Genomic DNA, 15985 nt, shown 5'->3' with positions numbered 1-15985 from the left:
TATGCAGGATCAGCCCACACCGGTCGAACTGATCAACGCAGTCGCGGAATTTCTTCGCGCCGATGTCGCGCCGCAATTGTCCGGACACGCTGCGTTCAAGTTGCGTGTCGGGCTGAACGCGCTCGATCTGGTCGCGCGTCAGCTCACCCTTGAGGCATCCGGTGATGCGGCCGAACTTGAACGGCTGTCAAAGCTGCTCGGCGCAACCGGCACGCTGGAAGAGCTCAACCGGCTGCTGTCGGCGCGGATCGCAAGCGGCGAGGTCGGCTTTGATACGCCGGGACTGACCGAACACGTCTGGCAGACCACGCTGGACAAGCTCGCCATCGATCAGCCGAATTATGCGTCCTATCGCCGCGAGCGGGACAGCAAGCAAGGCTAGTTTCGTTATTGCGAGGAGCGAAGCGACGAAGAAATCCATGTCTTCAAGGAAAATGGATTGCTTCGCTTCGCTCGCAATGACGCTGAACCGTTTATCCCGGTCTATGAAAGATTACCGCCCCTTCCACTGCGGCGGGCGCTTTTCCGCGAAAGCCTTGGGGCCTTCAATGTAATCCTCTGATGCGGCGAGCGCCTTGACTGCCGGATAGTCGAACTGTTCGGCCAGCGCCTGTTCCAGCGACACGCCGAGGCCGCGATGCATGGCCTGCTTCGAGGCTCGGATCGACATCGGCCCGTTCTGGAGGATGAGATTGGCCCAGCGCTCCGCGCCCGCGAGCGCTTCGCCTTTCGGCACGACCTCGTTGACGAAACCAAGTTCAAGTCCTTCGCGCGCGGGAACGTGGCGTCCGGTCAGGATCATGCCCATGGCGCGCTTGAGCCCGATCAGGCGGGGCAGGCGATGCAACCCGCCGGCAAGTGCAGCGAGGCCGACACGCGGCTCGGGCAGGGCGAAGGTCGCGTTTTCAGATGCGATGATCAGGTCGCAGGCCAGCGCGATTTCAAAGCCGCCGCCCATGGCCACGCCGTTGACCGCGGCGATGATCGGCTTGTCGCAATCAAAACGGTGGGTCAGTCCCGCAAAGCCGCTGGTGTCCCAGCCGCGCTGGCCGCCCTGGGCCTGCCACTTCAGATCGTTGCCCGCGGAAAACGCCCGGTCGCCCGCGCCGGTGACGATCGCGATCCACTGATCGGGGTCCTTGTTGAACTCGTCAAAAACGCGATGCATCTCAAAATGCATCGGCGAATGCACGGCGTTCATCACCTCGGGGCGATTGAGCGTGATGATGGTCAGGGGACCTTTGCGGTCCACCTTGGCGAATTCATAGGCCATGAGCGATTTCCTTGGACGTTTCTTGCGCTGCGTTGCAACATTTGAGCGATGTTGCCGTGCGCGGAATAGACCAGCAAAGAAGCCGCTTCACAAATTAATTAAGCGCTTGACTAACGTCGTCGGTCTTATCTTAATTTGCCTCCACCGGCGGTTCGCGCGAGCAGCACGCCCATAACAAGAAGTCCGAGATGGACATCAGGGAGTTGCGCGTTGGATTTCTCGCTGCCTGAAGATCTGACTGCGTACCTGTCCGAGCTCGATCGCTTCATCGATCAGACCATCAAGCCGCTTGAGCAGCGCGACGACAACATCCGTTTCTTTGATCACCGCCGCGAATGGGCGCGCACGGATTTCGACAAGGGCGGCCTGCCGCGCCATGAATGGGAAGGCCTGCTGCGTCAGGCGAAAAATCTCGCTGATGAGGCCGGGCATCTGCGCTTCGCAATTCCCAAGCGCTACGGCGGCAGGGACGGTTCGAATCTTTGGATGGCGGTGATCCGCGAGCATTTCGCCGCCAAGGGTCTCGGCCTGCACAACGATTTGCAGAACGAGCACTCGATTGTGGGAAACTTTCCATTGGTCACCATGCTGGACCGCTACGGCCGCGACGATCAGAAGGCGATGATCGAAGGCGCGCTCACCGGCAAGTACCGCATCACCTTTGGCCTGACCGAGCCCGATCACGGGTCCGACGCCACCCATATGGAAACGACGGCCGTTCAGGCCACGCGCGACGGCGTCAGCGGCTGGGTGATCAACGGCGAAAAGATGTGGACCACCGGCATGCATGTCGCCACCCACTGCGCGACCTTCGCACGCACATCGGGCAATGACGGCGATGCGCGGGGCATTACGTGTTTTCTTGTTCCGGCGAATGCGAAGGGCGTGAAAGTCGAGGAATATCTCTGGACCTTCAACATGCCGACCGATCACCCGCGCGTCAGCTTCACCGATGTCTTCGTGCCGGACGATGCATTGTTCGGCGAGGTCGGACGCGGTCTGTCGCTGGCGCAGTGTTTTGTGCATGAGAACCGGATTCGTCAGGCTGCGAGTTCGCTCGGCGCGGCTGTGTATTGCATCAACGAGAGCGTGCGCTATGCGCGCGAGCGCAAGCCGTTTGGTCACGCGCTGTCGGAAAATCAGGCGATCCAGTTTCCGCTGGTCGAGCTTGCGACGCAGGCCGAGATGTTGCGGCTTCTGATCCGCAAGACGGCGTGGGAGATGGACCGTATGACCCAGGCCGATGTCGAGCATCGGCTCTCCGACAAGGTGTCGATGTGTAACTTCTGGGCGAACCGGCTGTGCTGCGAGGCGGCGGACCGGGCCATGCAGGTGCACGGCGGCATGGGTTATTCGCGGCACAAGCCGTTCGAGCACATCTATCGCCACCACCGGCGCTACCGCATCACCGAAGGCAGCGAGGAAATCCAGAAGCGCAAGGTCGCCGGATTTCTGTTCGGCTATATGGGGGCGGGAAAATTCGAGACGACGGAGAAGAGCCGCTAATTCGAGTTTCACAAGAGGCGAACAATCGCCCGTGAAGGATATGTTTCTGGAGGAAACGATGCGCAGGTGTACGTCCGGCCGGTCCGACCGGTTCATGCTGATCAGTTCGGAGCGTGTGTTCTACGCCGGGCTGCATGGCAAGCCCTCGGTGCGCACGCTCGGCGCGCTCGCGGTCTGTGTGCCGCTGCATGGCACCGCGTGCCTTGAAGTGGCCGGGCAGCCGCCGCGTGTTGGCGAGATTCTCGCCGTTCCGGCCTATCTGCCGCACAAGATCACATCGGAGTCGCGTGAAATTCTCGGGCTGCTGATCGAGCCTGAATCGGTCAGCGATGACGATCTCGCGCAGATCATCCGCCAGTGCGACGATCCGGTTGCGGCCGGCCGGCTCGCCGCGCGGTTTCGCGAAATCTATGCGACCATGGCGCTCAGCGGGACCAGCGGTTTCACTTCGGCCGATTTCGACCAGATCTTTCTCCAGCGCCGCCTGAAGCCGCGCGACCTTGATACGCGCATATCGACCGTCGTGTCGCGCTTTCAGGCGAAGCCGTCGAGCAGCATCTCGGGTGACGATTGCGCCAGCGGCGTCAAGCTGTCGCTGTCGCGCTTCCTGCATCTGTTCAAGGACGAGACCAGCATGAACTTCAAGACATTCCGCGCCTGGAAGCGCGCGCGGAATATCCTGCATCATGTCAATGTCGAGCGAAACCTTGCGCATTTCGCGCTCGATGCCGGCTATCCGGACTCGACGCATTTCAGTCACTCGCTGCGCCGCATTTACGGGCTTCAACCGAGTGCGCTGTTTTCCGGCTCGCGGCGCTTGCAGATCATCAACGGCAGGGATGTTGCGAGCGACGCCGCGAGTATGCGGGCCTAGGTGGCCGCCGGAACTCTCGGCGCGACCCCTTGCTCCGCGCTGGCGCGGTCCTGTGCGGCAATCGCCTTGCGGAATCCCTCACGCTGCTTCAGCCGCTCCCAGTAGGCGGCGACGGCCGGCGTGAACTGCGCCGAAAGGCCATTGGACTGCGCGAACATCAGGGCATAGCCGACTGAAATGTCCGCAGCTGTAAAGCGCCCGGCGCAGACCCAGTCCGACTGCGAGACGGCGGTTTCCAGCGCGCGCAGCCGGGCGAGGAACCAGCGTGCGTAATCGGCCGCGGCCTGCGGGTTCTTTTTCTCGTCAGGCTCAAGCTGCGAATAGCGGAAATAGATCGTCTGCGGAAACGTCAGCGTCGCTTCGCCGAAGAACAGCCAGTTCAGATACGCGCCATAGGCAGGCTCATCGACCGCGACGTTCAGCGGTGTGGGGCCGTACTTCGTTACGAGATAGAGGCAGATCGCGGACGACTCGGTCATCCGCGCATCGCCATCGACGAGAAACGGAATGGTGCCCAAGGGATTTAGCTCGAGATACTCGCGCTTCAGGAAACGCGGCGGGAAGGGCAGCATCGTCAGGTCGTAGGGAATGCCAAGCTCTTCCAGGGTCCAGAGCGGACGGAAGGAGCGTGCACTCGAGCAGTGATACAGCGTCAGCATATCGATCGATCCCTGAAGATGTCCGGCGTTATACAACGCGGAAGGCGCCTGAATGCAAGCGCTTACTGTTCCGGCAGCGTTCCCATGTATTTGCACAGGATGCTGAGCATCACTTCATCCGCGCCGCCGCCGATGGAGGTCAGGCGGCGGTCGCGATAGGCGCGGCTGACGCGGGTTTCGTTCATAAAGCCCATGCCGCCCCAGTATTGCAGGCAGGCGTCGGGAATTTCGCGGCCCAGACGACCGGCCTTCAGCTTGCCCATCGTCGCCAGCGGGGTCACATCATTGCCCGCGATGTATTCCTCACAGGCGCGATAGAGCAGGGAGCGCAGCAACTCCACTTCGGTCTTCAGTTCGGCAAGCCGGAAGTGGATCACCTGATTGTCGAGCAGCGGCTTGCCGAATGCTTTGCGCTGACGCGTGTAGTCGATGGTCTCGTCGATGGTCTTTTCGTGAGACTTCAGGCACGCGGCAACCGCCCACATCCGTTCCTCCTGGAACTGCATCATCTGATAGGTGAAGCCCTTGCCTTCCTCGCCGATCCGGTTGCGCTTGGGAATGCGCACGTCGGTGAATTTGATTTCGGCGGTGTCCGAGCAGTGCATGCCCATCTTGTCCAGCTTGCGCAGCACCTCAACGCCCTTGGTCTTCATCGGCAGGCAGATCAGCGACTTGTTGCGGTGAACCGGGCCATCGCCGGTGTTGGCGAGCAGGCACATCCAGTCGGCCTGCGTGCCGTTGGTGATCCACATCTTGCCGCCGTTGATGATATAATCGTCGCCGTCGGAGCGGGCCGTGGTCTTGATCGAAGCCACATCCGATCCCGCGCCCGGCTCCGAGACGCCGATGCAGGCAACCATGTCACCCGCAATCGACGGCGCGAGAAATTCGCGCTTCATCTCGTCCGAGCCGAACCGCGCCAGCGCCGGTGTCGCCATGTCGGTCTGTACGCCGATCGACATGCCGACGCCTCCGGCGTTGATCGCGCCGAGTTCTTCCGCCATCACCATGCCATAGCTGTAGTCGAGAGCCGCGCCGCCGTATTCGACCGGCTTGCACAGGCCGAGCAGGCCGAGATCGCCCATCTTCTTGAACACCTGATGGGCCGGATAGATTCCGTCGCGCTCCCATTCATCGACGAACGGATTGATCTCGTTCTTGATGAACTGCTGCATGGTGCGGCAGATGGCGTCGTGTTCCTGCGTGAACTGCATTGCGTTTCCTGATGCCTTTAATTTTTGGCGTACATTTTCTGGATGGATTTGCTTGCGCGGGTTTGTGCGTCAAGCGAGATCGGCTCCCTCTCCCGTGGGAGAGGGTTGGGGTGAGGGCGTAGAATCTATCGAGAGACCGTACGCCCTCACCCGATGCACTTCGTGCATCGACCTCTCCCCACGGGAGAGGTGAAGAAAGGTCTATGCTCTTGCATTCTATCCTCATGGCCGCGCTCTAAAGCCCCATCTGGCGGCTTGCCAGATCCTTCATGATTTCCTCGGTGCCGCCGCCGATGGCGTTGACTTTCACCTCGCGGTAGATGCGCTCGACCTTGGGGCCGCGCATGAAGCCCGCGCCGCCGAAAATCTGCACGGCTTCGGAGGCACAGTAAGCCATGGTCTGTGTCGCCTGATTCTTGCACATGCAGACCTCGGCCACGGGATTGTCGCCTTGTTCCAGCCGCCAGATCAGCATTTCCAGCATCGCCTGCGTCGCCGCCACGCGCTGCGCCATGTCCACGATCTTGTGGCGGATCACCTGATGATCGGCGAGACGCTTGCCGAAGGTCTTGCGCTCGCGGGCATAGGCGATGGCTTCCTCGACGCAGACGCGCGCGAATCCGGTACAACCGGCGGCGAGACCCAGCCGCTCGCTGTTGAAGTTCTTCATGATCAGCTTGAACCCGGCATTCTCGGTGCCGATCAGGTTGGCGACGGGCACGCGGCAATCATCAAAATACAGTGTCGCGGTGTCGGACGCCCACCAGCCCATCTTTTTCAGCGGGGTGCGCGAAAAACCGGGTGTATCGCGCTCGATGAGTAACAGGCTGACGCCGCCCGCGCCTTCGCCGCCGGTGCGCACTGCCACGGTGTAATAGTCCGCGCGCATCCCGGATGTTATGAAAGTCTTCTCGCCCTTGACCACGTAATGGTCGCCTTCGCGACGCGCGGTGGTGCGCAGGTTGGCCACATCCGAGCCGCCGCCGGGTTCTGTGATGGCCAGCGCGGAGATTTTCTTGCCCGCCAGGATGTCCGGCAGCACCCGTGCCTTCAACTCATCGGAGCCGCCATGGACGATGGGCGGCGCGCCGATGGTGTGGCTTTTCAGGCTGGCGCTGACGCCGCCGGCTCCGGCCCGGGCCAGCTCCTGCGCAGCGATCATGGACATGAAGCGGTCGCAAGGGATGCCGCCATATTCTTCAGGGAAGCCAAGCTGAAGCAGGCCGATGGAGGCGGCTTTCAGATAAAGCTCGCGGGGGAATTCCCCGGCCTCGTCCCATTGCGCTGCAAAAGGCTCGATTTCGGTGGCCACAAAGCGCCGCAGCATATCGCGGAACGCCAGATGTTCCGGGGTCAGAAAGGGGCTGGCCGACGTCTCGGCAAACCGCTCGGGGGCATCCATTCTCATCCTCCATGTCGGAGATTTATGGCCCGTTCCCGCGGCGCAGACTTGCGTTAAGCCGCCATGTCTTCTGAAATTATGCGCCCGAAAATTGTGGCAAGCCCAGCTAGTTTTCACAAGACGCTGGCAGCCCCCGCCTTTTACCGTTTGGAGCAACGTCGCGATCGAACCTGAGGACCCGGAATGGATAAAGCTGTCGTTACCTGTGCGCTCAACGGCGTGCTGACCAATCCCAAGCAGCACCATGTCCCGGTCACCCCGGAGGAGATGGCGCGGGAGGCGAAGGCGGCGTTCAATGCCGGCGCATCGGTGATGCACATGCATCTGCGTCAGCAGGACCCCGACAAGGGCCACATGCCGTCGTGGGATGTGAACCTGTCAAAGGAAGTGCAGCAGGCGATCCGCGAGGCGTGCCCCGGCGTCATCATCAATCACACCACGGGCGTCAGCGGCCCGAACTATCAAGGCGCGCTCGATTGCGTGCGCGAAACCGCGCCGGAAATGGCCGCCTGCAACGCCGGCTCGCTGAACTATCTGAAAGTGAAGGCCGATGGATCCTGGGCCTGGCCGCCGCATGTATTCGATAATCCGCCGGACAAGATCCAGAAGTATCTCGACGTGATGAAGATCACCAATACGCTGCCCGAATTCGAATGCTTCGATGTCGGCATCGTGCGCAGCGTGGCGATGTACAAGCAGAACGGCATGTATTCCGGCCCGCTCGAATACAATTTTGTCATGGGGGTCGCTTCCGGCATGCCCGCCGATCCCGAATTGTTGCCGATCCTGCTCAAGCTGAAACTGCCGGACTCCAACTGGAGCGTCACCGCCATCGGCCGCGAGGAAATCTGGCCGCTGCACCAGCGCTGCGCCGAACTGGGCGGCCATCTGCGCACCGGCCTTGAAGACACGTTCTATCTTGGCGATGGCACCAAGGTCACATCGAACGGGCAGTTGATCGAAGGCATCGTCAAGTGCGCGCGTAATGTCGGCCGCGAGATCGCATCGCCGGCCGAAGCGCGGAAAATTCTCAAACTGATGCATTGAGCCGAAGCGGACAAGAAGCGCCGCAGGCTGACACGGGGAGATAACGTCATGAGCGATCTGACCGCAACGGGCGGTGTGCCCGGTCCCGGACGCATCGGGCGCGTGGCTGTCGGCGACATTTTGCGGCGCGCCGCCAAACGATTTCCCGATCGCATCGCGCTGACCGACGGGGCGCGTCGGGTCACCTTCACCGAGGTCGATCACGACGCCAACCGTTTCGCCAACTATCTTCTCGCGCGCGGCCTGAAACCCGGCGACAAGATCTCGACCATCTGCAACAACACGGTCGAATTCGTCAAAGCGCTGTTCGGTATTCACCGCGCGGGTCTGGTCTGGGTCCCGATCAACACCATGCTCGGGCCGGGCGACATGGATTACATCCTCGGCCATGCCGAGGTTCGCTTCGCGCTGATCGACGACAACCTGCATGCGCAGCCGGAGCGGCGCGCGGCGCTGGAGCAGCGTGGCATTGATCTGATCGCGGTCGATCTGACCGGCAAGGCGAAAGAGCAGGGGCTCGAAAGCTTCAACGAGCTGATCAAGGGACAGTCCGACATCGAGCCGGAGATCGCCTTCGACGACCGCGATCTGGCGATGATCATTTATACATCAGGCACGACCTCGCGGCCGAAGGGCGCGATGCACTGTCATCTCGCGGTGGTGATGGCGGCGATGAGCAATGCCATCGAGATGCATCTGGACCGCAATGACGGCATCTCGGGACAATTCCCGCTGTTTCATTGTGCAGCCCATGTCCTGTTGCTGACCTATTTGTCGGTTGGTGGGAAGATGGCCATCATGCGCGGGTTCGATCCCGTCGCCTGCATGGAAGCGATCCAGCGCGACAGGCTGACCATCTTCATCGGCCTGCCGGCGATGTATCAGGCGATCCTCGATCATCCGCGCCGCAAGGAATTCGATCTCTCAACCCTGCGCACCTGCGTTTACACCATGGCGCCGATGCCGCGTCCGTTGCTGGAACGCTGTATCGCCGAGCTTTGCCCGACATTCGTGCAGCCGAGCGGGCAGACCGAAATGTATCCGGCGACCACCATGTCGCAGCCGGACCGGCAGCTTGCGCGCTTCGGTAACTACTGGGGCGAGTCGATGATCGTCAACGAAACCGCGATCATGGATGACGAGGGCAACCTCCTGCCGCCCGGACAGGTCGGCGAGATCGTCCATCGCGGGCCCAACGTGATGATGGGCTATTATAAAGACCCTGAAGCTACTGCTGCCGCGCGAAAATTCGGCTGGCATCACACCGGCGATCTGGCGCTGATCGACGAGCATGGCGAGGTGCTGTTCATCGACCGCAAGAAGGACATGATCAAGTCCGGCGGCGAGAATGTCGCCTCGGTGAAGATCGAGGAAACGCTGCTGGCGCATCCGGAGGTACTGAGCGCGGCGGTGGTCGGCCTGCCGCATCCGCAATGGGGAGAGGCGGTCTCCGCTTTCGTCAAACTCAAGCCCAATGCGCAGGTGCGTGAGGCGGACATCATCGAGCACTGCCGCAAGACGCTCGGCGGATTCCAGATTCCGAAACTGGTGCGAATTCTGGACGAGATGCCGATGACCGCCACCGGCAAGCTGCGCAAGGTCGAGTTGCGTCAGCAGTTTGTCGACCATTTCAACACGACATCAGCGGCCTGAAAGTCAATTGTCCATGGCGGTGATCGAGAATTCCATTTCGCCCACAGGTGAGAGCTATCAGGCCAATCGCGCCGGGATGCTGGCGCTGATCGCGCGGGTCAATGCCGTGGTGGGGCGGACGGTTGCGGCGTCCGAACTGTCCAAGAAGCGATTTCACGAACGAGGACAATTGCTGCCGCGTGAGCGCATCGCGCTGCTGCTCGATGCGGGTGCGCCGTTTCTCGAACTCTCCGCGCTCGCGGGATATTGCCTCGATACGCCGGACCCGGACAAGAGCATTCCCGGCGGCGGCACCATCGCGGGCATCGGCTTCGTGTCCGGCGTGCGCTGCATGGTAACGGCGAGCGATTCCGGCATCGAGGCGGGATCGCTGCAGCCGATGGGTCTCGACAAGCGGCTGCGCTCGCAGGAGATCGCGCTGGAAAACAAGCTGCCGTCGGTTCAGCTTGTGGAGAGCGCGGGCGCGAACCTGATGCGCTACCGTGTCGAGGATTTCATTCGCGGCGGCACGACCTTCCGAAACCTTGCTCTGCTCTCGGCGGCAGGCCTCCCGGTCATCACCGTGACTCACGGTTCATCCACCGCAGGCGGTGCGTACCAAACAGGTCTTTCCGATTATATCGTGATGGTGCGTGGGCGCACCCGCGCGTTTCTCGCGGGGCCGCCGCTGCTGAAAGCCGCGACCGGCGAAATCGCCACTGAGGAAGAATTGGGTGGCGCAGAGATGCACACCAGCATTTCCGGTCTTGGCGATTATCTGGCGGAAGATGACCGCGAGGCGCTCGGCATCGCGCGCCAGATCATGGCCGATCTCAACTGGGACCGTGCGCAGCCAGGGAGCGGCGAGCCGCCGCGTGCACCGTTGTACGACACTGAAGAATTACTCGGCATCATGCCGATGGACCACAAGCGGCCTGTCGATATGAAGCAGATCATCGCGCGCATTCTCGACGGATCTGATTTTCTCGAGATTGGCGCGAACTATGGCCCCGCAACGGTCTGCGGACATGGCCGCATCAACGGCCACGCCATCGGGATCATCACCAATAATGGCCCGCTGGACCCGAACGGCGCCAACAAGGCGACGCATTTCATTCAGGCCTGCTGCCAGTCACGCACGCCGATCCTCTATCTCAACAACACCACAGGCTACATGGTCGGGAAGGCTTACGAGGAAGCCGGCATGATCAAGCACGGCTCGAAGATGATTCAGGCCGTGACCAACGCCACCGTGCCGCAGATCACGATCTATTGCGGGGCGTCTTTCGGCGCGGGCAACTATGGCATGTGCGGGCGCGGTTTTCATCCGCGGTTCTGCTTCTCCTGGCCCAACGCCAAGACGGCGGTGATGGGCGGCGAGCAGGCCGCCGGCACCATGGCGATCGTCGCGGAAGCCGCCGCCGCGCGGCGCGGCAAACCGATGGAGCCGGAGAAACTGGAGGCGATGAAGGCACAGATCATCGATGTGTTCGAAAAGCAGATGGATGTGTTTGCGACCAGCGGGCGGCTGCTCGATGATGGTGTGATCGATCCGCGCGATACCCGCGCGGTGCTGACAAATGTGCTGGCGATCTGCCGCGAAGCGGAACAGCGCAATCCGCAACAGGTCCAGTTCTCGGTGGCGCGGCCATGAGTGGGGCAAAACTGACACCCTTCCGCAAGATCCTGATTGCTAACCGCGGCGAGATTGCGCTGCGCGTGATGCGCACCGCAAAGCGTCTCGGCTATGAGACCGTCGCGGTGTATTCCACCGCCGATGCCAAAGCGCGCCACGTCGGCGAGGCCGATCAGGCGGTGTGGATCGGTGAATCGCAGCCGTCGCAATCCTATCTGCGGATCGACGCCATCGTGGCGGCCGCGAAGGCGAGCGGCGCGGACGCGGTGCATCCCGGCTACGGCTTCCTTGCGGAGAATGCGGAGTTCGCAAAAGCCTGCCGCGATGCGGGTCTTGTGTTCATCGGCCCATCGCCCGAGGCGATTCACGCCATGGGCCACAAGGCGGGCGCCAAGGACATTATGCAGAAGGCAGGCGTGCCTTGCGTTCCCGGCTATCAGGGCGAGGACCAGAGCGACGACGCGATGCTCGCCGCCGCGAAACGCATTGGTTTCCCGGTGATGATCAAGGCCGTGGCTGGTGGCGGCGGACGCGGCATGCGTCTTGTGCCGAACGACGCCGCATTTCCTGATGCGCTGCGCGCTGCGCGATCGGAAGCGCAGAATGCATTCGGCGATCCGGCGGTTATTCTTGAGCGTGCCATCGTCCAGCCACGTCACATCGAAATTCAGGTGTTCGGTGACCGTCATGGCAATGCGATCCATCTCGGCGAGCGCGATTGCTCGGTGCAGCGCCGGCACCAGAAGCTGATCGAGGAAGCGCCATCGCCAGCGGTGTCGCCTGAATTGCGCGCGCGGATGGGCGCGACCGCCGTCGCCGCCGTCAAGGCGATCAACTACGAGGGCGCCGGCACGCTGGAGTTCCTGCTGGATAACGCAGGCAATTACTACTTCATGGAAATGAACACGCGGCTGCAGGTCGAGCATCCGGTGACGGAGGCGATCACCGGGCTCGATCTGGTTGAATTGCAGTTGCGCGTCGCAGGCGGTGAGCCGTTGCCCCTCCAGCAGGAGGACGTCTCGTTCTCCGGCCATGCCATTGAAGTGCGGCTCTGTGCCGAGGATGCCGCGCACAATTTCATGCCGCAGTCCGGCAAGATGCTGCGTTGGCATGCACCCTCGGATTTACGCGTGGAGGACGCGCTGGAATCCGGCGGCGAAATTCCACCATTTTACGATTCGATGATCGCCAAGGTCATCGGTCACGGCAAGACGCGCGATGAGGCGCGGCGGAAGCTGATCGCCGGCCTCGATCGCATGACAGCGCTGGGCGTCACCACCAACCAGTCGTTTCTCGCCTGCTGTCTGGACCATCCGGCCTTCGCGGTAGGGCAGGCGACGACGGCGTTCATCGCAGAACACTCGGCCGATCTGTTGCCGCCGAAATCCGAAGACGGACGTCATGCGGCAGTCGCCGCACTGCTGGTGCATGTTTCAGCGATTGGTTCTGTTCACGCGCAACAGGGCCTCGGGCTGGCGCACGTCTATGCTATTCCGCTGCGCTTTGAGCTCGACGGCCACGTTGTCGAACCGACGGTGCGGCGCGAACGCGGCGACGTCTTCAAGATCGGCATCGCCGAGTTCGAACACGCGCTGACGCTTGGGCCGCGCGACGGCGATATGGTGCATTTTACCAGCGACGGCGTTCTGGGATCAGCGAGGTTCGTTCGCGTCGGGGCTGATCTCTATTTCAGTTTCGCTGGCGTCACGTCGCATGTGCGCGATCTGTCGCACATGGCCGTGATGAAGGCGGGTGCCGCTGGATCGGACGGCAAGCTGCGCGCGTCCATGAACGGGCGGGTGGTGTCGGTGCTGGCGAAGGCCGGGGATATTGTCGCCGCCGGTGCGCCGGTAATTGTGCTCGAAGCTATGAAGATGCAGCATGTCCATGCCGCGCCGGTCTCGGGCAAGCTCATGGCGCTGAATGCTGCGGAGGGCGATCAGGTGACCACCGGGTTTGTGGTCGCTGAGATCGAGGCCGTGCAGGACGCGGCTTGAGTCCGCTCCTGTCATTGCGAGGAGCCATTGGCGCGTTTACGCGCGTCTTCGACGTGTTATGGCGACGAAGCAATCCAGCTTTGCTTGACTCAGAAAGTATGGATTGCTTCGTTTCGCTCGCAATGACGAAAAAACTTCGGGGGATTTTTCATGTCTGACGCACCGGTTCTGCATGACAAGCGCGGCCACGCGTTCTGGATCACGATCAACCGGCCGGACAAACGCAATGCCCTGAATGCCTCGGTGATCGCCGGGATTGTCGATGGTTTCCGCCGCGCGCATGAGGATAATGACGTGCGCGTGATCGTATTGACCGGAACTGGCGACAAGGCGTTTTGCGCGGGCGCCGATTTGCAGCCGGGCGCGGGCTTTGCGTTCGATCTGTCGCAGCCCAATCTCGCCTATGCCGACATGCTGCGCACCGCACAGAACGCCACCAAGCCGACCATTGCCCGCATCAACGGCGTCTGCATGGCGGGCGGCATCGGGCTTCTGTGCATGACCGACATGGCGGTGGCGGCGGACAATGTCGTGTTCGGACTTCCAGAGGTGAAGGTCGGCGTATTCCCGATGCAGGTGCTGAGCCTGTTGCAGGCGATCGCGCCGCCGCGTCTGGTGCGCGAATGGTGTTTCACCGGCGAGCCGTTTACGGCATCGGAAGCCAAGGATGCCGGGCTGCTCAATCATGTGGTGCCTGCCGGCGATCTCGACACCAAGGTTGAATGGCTGGTGGCGCGTCTCATCGACAAGTCGCCGACCGCGATCCGCCGCGGCAAGTATGCCATGCGTGCGATGGCGTCGATGTCGTTCGATCAGGGCATCGCCTACACGGAATCGCAGATCGCGCTTCTTGCGATGACGCAGGATGCGAAGGAAGGCCTCGCGGCCTTCGCCGAGAAGCGCAAGCCGGTCTGGACCGGGAAGTAGCACGATGGCCAAGGTCTGGATCGAATCTGCACTGAACGGACCCTGGACCCGCGCCAAGCAACCGGGCATTCCCGTCGCCGTCGAGGACATCGTTGCGGACGGCATCGCCTGCGCTGAGGCGGGTGCCGCGATCATCCATGCCCATGCCTATGATGTGACGACCGGCCGCCAGAAGGACGACTGGGAGATTTATGCGCGGATCATCGAGGGCATCCGCGCCAAGGCGGATGTGATCGTCTATCCGACCATTCCGAGTCCGGGGCTGGGACAGGACCAGAACACCAATCGCTTCGGCCATACGCTGGAGCTGGCAAGGCGCGGCCTGATCGAATGGGCGGTGATCGATCCGGGCTCCGTGCATATTTCGCGGTTTGACGATCTGGCCCGCGGCGGCGTCTACGCAAATCCGCATGAAGACATTATGGAGGGCATGCGGATTGCGCGCGCCCACAATGTCCATCCAAGCTACGCGATCTATGAGCCGGGTTTCACGCGGCTGGGCGGGGCATTGGCGGCGATTGCGCCGCCATCACCGACGCCGATCTATCGCTTCATGTTCTCGGATGAATTCGCCTGGGGCTTCCCGCCGCGCGAAAAATATCTCGACATTCATCTGGATCTGCTCAGCGAGGTTGCGCCCGGCGCACCGTGGATGATCGCGGGCCTCGGCGTCGATATCACGCCGCTGATCCCGCACACGGTCGTGCGAGGAGGTCACGTCCGTGTCGGGCTTGAGGATGCGCTCTGGGGCAATCCGCGAACCAATGAAGCACTGGTGAAGGATGCGGTGAAGCGTGTCCGCGATGCAGGCGGCGAGCCCGCGACGACGGCGGAGGTGAGGGATGCGTTGCGCGCGATAGATAAAACGCGGGGACGGGCCTGACGAGTTTTCCGTCATTGCGAGGAGCGAAGCGACGAAGCAATCCAGCTAATCTAAGGATGGATTGCTTCGCTTCGCTCGCAATGACGGCTTTACCGACCGACTGCAAATGAGAAGCGAATAAGTTTTCGCGCTCAACGCCCCTTGAACACCGGCTTGCGCTTTTCCATGAAAGCGGCGCGGCCTTCCTTGTAGTCTTCGCTCTTGAAGCACGCATCAACAAGGTCCTCGCAGCGCTTCATGTCGCGCTTGAGTTCGTCCTTGCAGGCTTCGCCGACAATGAACTTGATCGAGTCCACCGTCAGCGGCGCATTGGCGGCGATCGTGGCGGCGTAGTTCTTGACGTAGAATTCGAGTTCGTCATTTTCGACGATGCGGTTCACGAGGCCCATCTCGACCGCTTCCATGGCCTCGAACAGCCGCGCCGTAAAGAAGATTTCCTTGGTGAAGGAGGGGCCAACGACGTCCATCAGCCGCTTTACGCCGGGATAGCCGTAGCCGAGGCCGAGCTTGGCGGCGGGAACGGCAAAGCGCGCATCTTCGGAGCAGATGCGCAGGTCGCAGCAGCTTGCGATGCCCATGCCGCCGCCGACGCAGAAGCCGCGGATCATCGCGATGGTGGGTTTTGGAAATTCATGGACGCTGGCATAAGCGGCTTCCACCGCGTCGTTGTATTTCCGGACGCCTTCCTCGGTCGAGCGCTCATCGCCGAACTTGGAGATGTCCGCGCCCGCGACGAACGCCTTGTCGCCCGCGCCCGCGAGCACGACGACGCGGATGCTGTCGTCTTTTGCGTATTCGCTCATCAGCCGTGTGGTGGCTTCCCACATCTCCAGCGACATGGCATTGCGCCGTTCGGGATTGTTGAAGATCACGTAACCGACGTTGCCGTCCTTGCGCGAGATCACCTTGTCGGTCGAAGCCATGAGCGTATCCTT

14 protein-coding genes are annotated in these 15985 nt (G+C 61.8%); 9 read left to right on the top strand and 5 right to left on the bottom strand.

The annotated features are described in order from the left end of the window. Window position 1: 1 nt before the first annotated feature. Complete coding sequence (locus AC1RM7_RS07975) at window positions 2–382, top strand: DUF6285 domain-containing protein (protein WP_024920829.1); 381 nt, start codon at window positions 2–4, stop codon at window positions 380–382. Between the two features lie 111 nt (window positions 383–493). Here the strand turns inward: AC1RM7_RS07975 and AC1RM7_RS07970 are convergent, their stop codons facing one another. Next, a complete protein-coding gene (locus tag AC1RM7_RS07970; RefSeq protein ID WP_024920828.1) occupies window positions 494–1273 on the bottom strand; it encodes an enoyl-CoA hydratase-related protein in 780 nt (259 codons plus the stop codon). Window positions 1274–1483: 210 nt separating this feature from the next. Here AC1RM7_RS07970 and AC1RM7_RS07965 point away from each other — a divergent pair, with 210 nt between their 5' ends. Then, window positions 1484–2779 (top strand): acyl-CoA dehydrogenase family protein, encoded by a 1296-nt coding sequence (locus tag AC1RM7_RS07965; protein WP_024920827.1) that lies wholly within the window; start codon window positions 1484–1486, stop codon window positions 2777–2779. 58 nt (window positions 2780–2837) lie between these two features. Then, window positions 2838–3653 (top strand): helix-turn-helix domain-containing protein, encoded by an 816-nt coding sequence (locus AC1RM7_RS07960; RefSeq protein WP_024920826.1) that lies wholly within the window; start codon window positions 2838–2840, stop codon window positions 3651–3653. Here the strand turns inward: AC1RM7_RS07960 and AC1RM7_RS07955 are convergent. From AC1RM7_RS07955 to AC1RM7_RS07945, 3 genes are all read right to left on the bottom strand, one after another. Then, on the bottom strand, window positions 3650–4312 hold the full coding sequence (locus tag AC1RM7_RS07955) for a glutathione S-transferase family protein (protein ID WP_024920825.1): 663 nt from the start codon (window positions 4310–4312) through the stop codon (window positions 3650–3652). The genes AC1RM7_RS07960 and AC1RM7_RS07955 overlap by 4 nt on opposite strands. 62 nt (window positions 4313–4374) lie before the next feature. After that, the gene (locus AC1RM7_RS07950) at window positions 4375–5526 is read right to left on the bottom strand and encodes an acyl-CoA dehydrogenase family protein (RefSeq protein WP_024920824.1); all 1152 of its coding nucleotides are present in this window, start codon (window positions 5524–5526) and stop codon (window positions 4375–4377) included. 235 nt (window positions 5527–5761) lie between these two features. Further along, complete coding sequence (locus AC1RM7_RS07945; protein ID WP_024920823.1) at window positions 5762–6928, bottom strand: acyl-CoA dehydrogenase family protein; 1167 nt, start codon at window positions 6926–6928, stop codon at window positions 5762–5764. 183 nt (window positions 6929–7111) lie between these two features. Between AC1RM7_RS07945 and AC1RM7_RS07940 the strand changes: the two genes are divergently transcribed. The 6 genes from AC1RM7_RS07940 (at window position 7112) to AC1RM7_RS07915 (ending at window position 15050) form a co-directional block, all read left to right on the top strand. After that, window positions 7112–7975, top strand: coding sequence for a beta-keto acid cleavage family enzyme (locus tag AC1RM7_RS07940; protein ID WP_024920822.1), 864 nt, complete (start codon window positions 7112–7114; stop codon window positions 7973–7975). Between the two features lie 48 nt (window positions 7976–8023). Beyond that, on the top strand, window positions 8024–9628 hold the full coding sequence (locus AC1RM7_RS07935; RefSeq protein WP_024920821.1) for an AMP-binding protein: 1605 nt from the start codon (window positions 8024–8026) through the stop codon (window positions 9626–9628). Window positions 9629–9641: 13 nt separating this feature from the next. Continuing rightward, entirely contained in the window at window positions 9642–11261 is a 1620-nt protein-coding gene (locus tag AC1RM7_RS07930) for an acyl-CoA carboxylase subunit beta (protein WP_024920820.1), read from the top strand. After that, complete coding sequence (locus tag AC1RM7_RS07925; RefSeq protein WP_024920819.1) at window positions 11258–13240, top strand: acetyl/propionyl/methylcrotonyl-CoA carboxylase subunit alpha; 1983 nt, start codon at window positions 11258–11260, stop codon at window positions 13238–13240. The genes AC1RM7_RS07930 and AC1RM7_RS07925 overlap by 4 nt, the downstream gene beginning before the upstream one ends. 150 nt (window positions 13241–13390) lie before the next feature. Beyond that, complete coding sequence (locus AC1RM7_RS07920; RefSeq protein WP_024920818.1) at window positions 13391–14167, top strand: enoyl-CoA hydratase/isomerase family protein; 777 nt, start codon at window positions 13391–13393, stop codon at window positions 14165–14167. A gap of 4 nt (window positions 14168–14171) precedes the next feature. Continuing rightward, window positions 14172–15050 carry a beta-keto acid cleavage family enzyme gene (locus tag AC1RM7_RS07915; RefSeq protein ID WP_024920817.1) on the top strand — a complete coding sequence of 293 codons (879 nt, stop codon included), beginning with the start codon at window positions 14172–14174 and terminating at the stop codon, window positions 15048–15050. Between the two features lie 131 nt (window positions 15051–15181). On the opposite strand, the gene AC1RM7_RS07910 is transcribed toward AC1RM7_RS07915, so the two are convergent. After that, window positions 15182–15973: an enoyl-CoA hydratase gene (locus AC1RM7_RS07910; protein WP_024920816.1), complete on the bottom strand. Its 792-nt coding sequence runs from the start codon at window positions 15971–15973 to the stop codon at window positions 15182–15184. Window positions 15974–15985 lie beyond the last annotated feature (12 nt).

The sequence above is a fragment of the Afipia sp. GW822-FHT03D08 genome, assembly GCF_058801645.1.
The sequence above is the reverse complement of the archived record's forward strand: the minus strand, read 5'-3'. Positions and strand labels throughout refer to the sequence as shown.

What these genes read in the sequence shown, in the direction of transcription:
- AC1RM7_RS07910 (WP_024920816.1), bottom strand. Translation starts at nt 15,973, where the DNA reads ATGGCTTCGACCGACAAGGTGATCTCGCGCAAGGACGGCAACGTCGGT.
- AC1RM7_RS07970 (WP_024920828.1), bottom strand. Translation starts at nt 1,273, where the DNA reads ATGGCCTATGAATTCGCCAAGGTGGACCGCAAAGGTCCCCTGACCATC.
- AC1RM7_RS07925 (WP_024920819.1), top strand. Translation starts at nt 11,258, where the DNA reads ATGAGTGGGGCAAAACTGACACCCTTCCGCAAGATCCTGATTGCTAAC.
- AC1RM7_RS07935 (WP_024920821.1), top strand. Translation starts at nt 8,024, where the DNA reads ATGAGCGATCTGACCGCAACGGGCGGTGTGCCCGGTCCCGGACGCATC.
- AC1RM7_RS07975 (WP_024920829.1), top strand. Translation starts at nt 2, where the DNA reads ATGCAGGATCAGCCCACACCGGTCGAACTGATCAACGCAGTCGCGGAA.
- AC1RM7_RS07950 (WP_024920824.1), bottom strand. Translation starts at nt 5,526, where the DNA reads ATGCAGTTCACGCAGGAACACGACGCCATCTGCCGCACCATGCAGCAG.
- AC1RM7_RS07920 (WP_024920818.1), top strand. Translation starts at nt 13,391, where the DNA reads ATGTCTGACGCACCGGTTCTGCATGACAAGCGCGGCCACGCGTTCTGG.
- AC1RM7_RS07945 (WP_024920823.1), bottom strand. Translation starts at nt 6,928, where the DNA reads ATGGATGCCCCCGAGCGGTTTGCCGAGACGTCGGCCAGCCCCTTTCTG.
- AC1RM7_RS07915 (WP_024920817.1), top strand. Translation starts at nt 14,172, where the DNA reads ATGGCCAAGGTCTGGATCGAATCTGCACTGAACGGACCCTGGACCCGC.
- AC1RM7_RS07960 (WP_024920826.1), top strand. Translation starts at nt 2,838, where the DNA reads ATGCGCAGGTGTACGTCCGGCCGGTCCGACCGGTTCATGCTGATCAGT.
- AC1RM7_RS07940 (WP_024920822.1), top strand. Translation starts at nt 7,112, where the DNA reads ATGGATAAAGCTGTCGTTACCTGTGCGCTCAACGGCGTGCTGACCAAT.
- AC1RM7_RS07955 (WP_024920825.1), bottom strand. Translation starts at nt 4,312, where the DNA reads ATGCTGACGCTGTATCACTGCTCGAGTGCACGCTCCTTCCGTCCGCTC.
- AC1RM7_RS07930 (WP_024920820.1), top strand. Translation starts at nt 9,642, where the DNA reads ATGGCGGTGATCGAGAATTCCATTTCGCCCACAGGTGAGAGCTATCAG.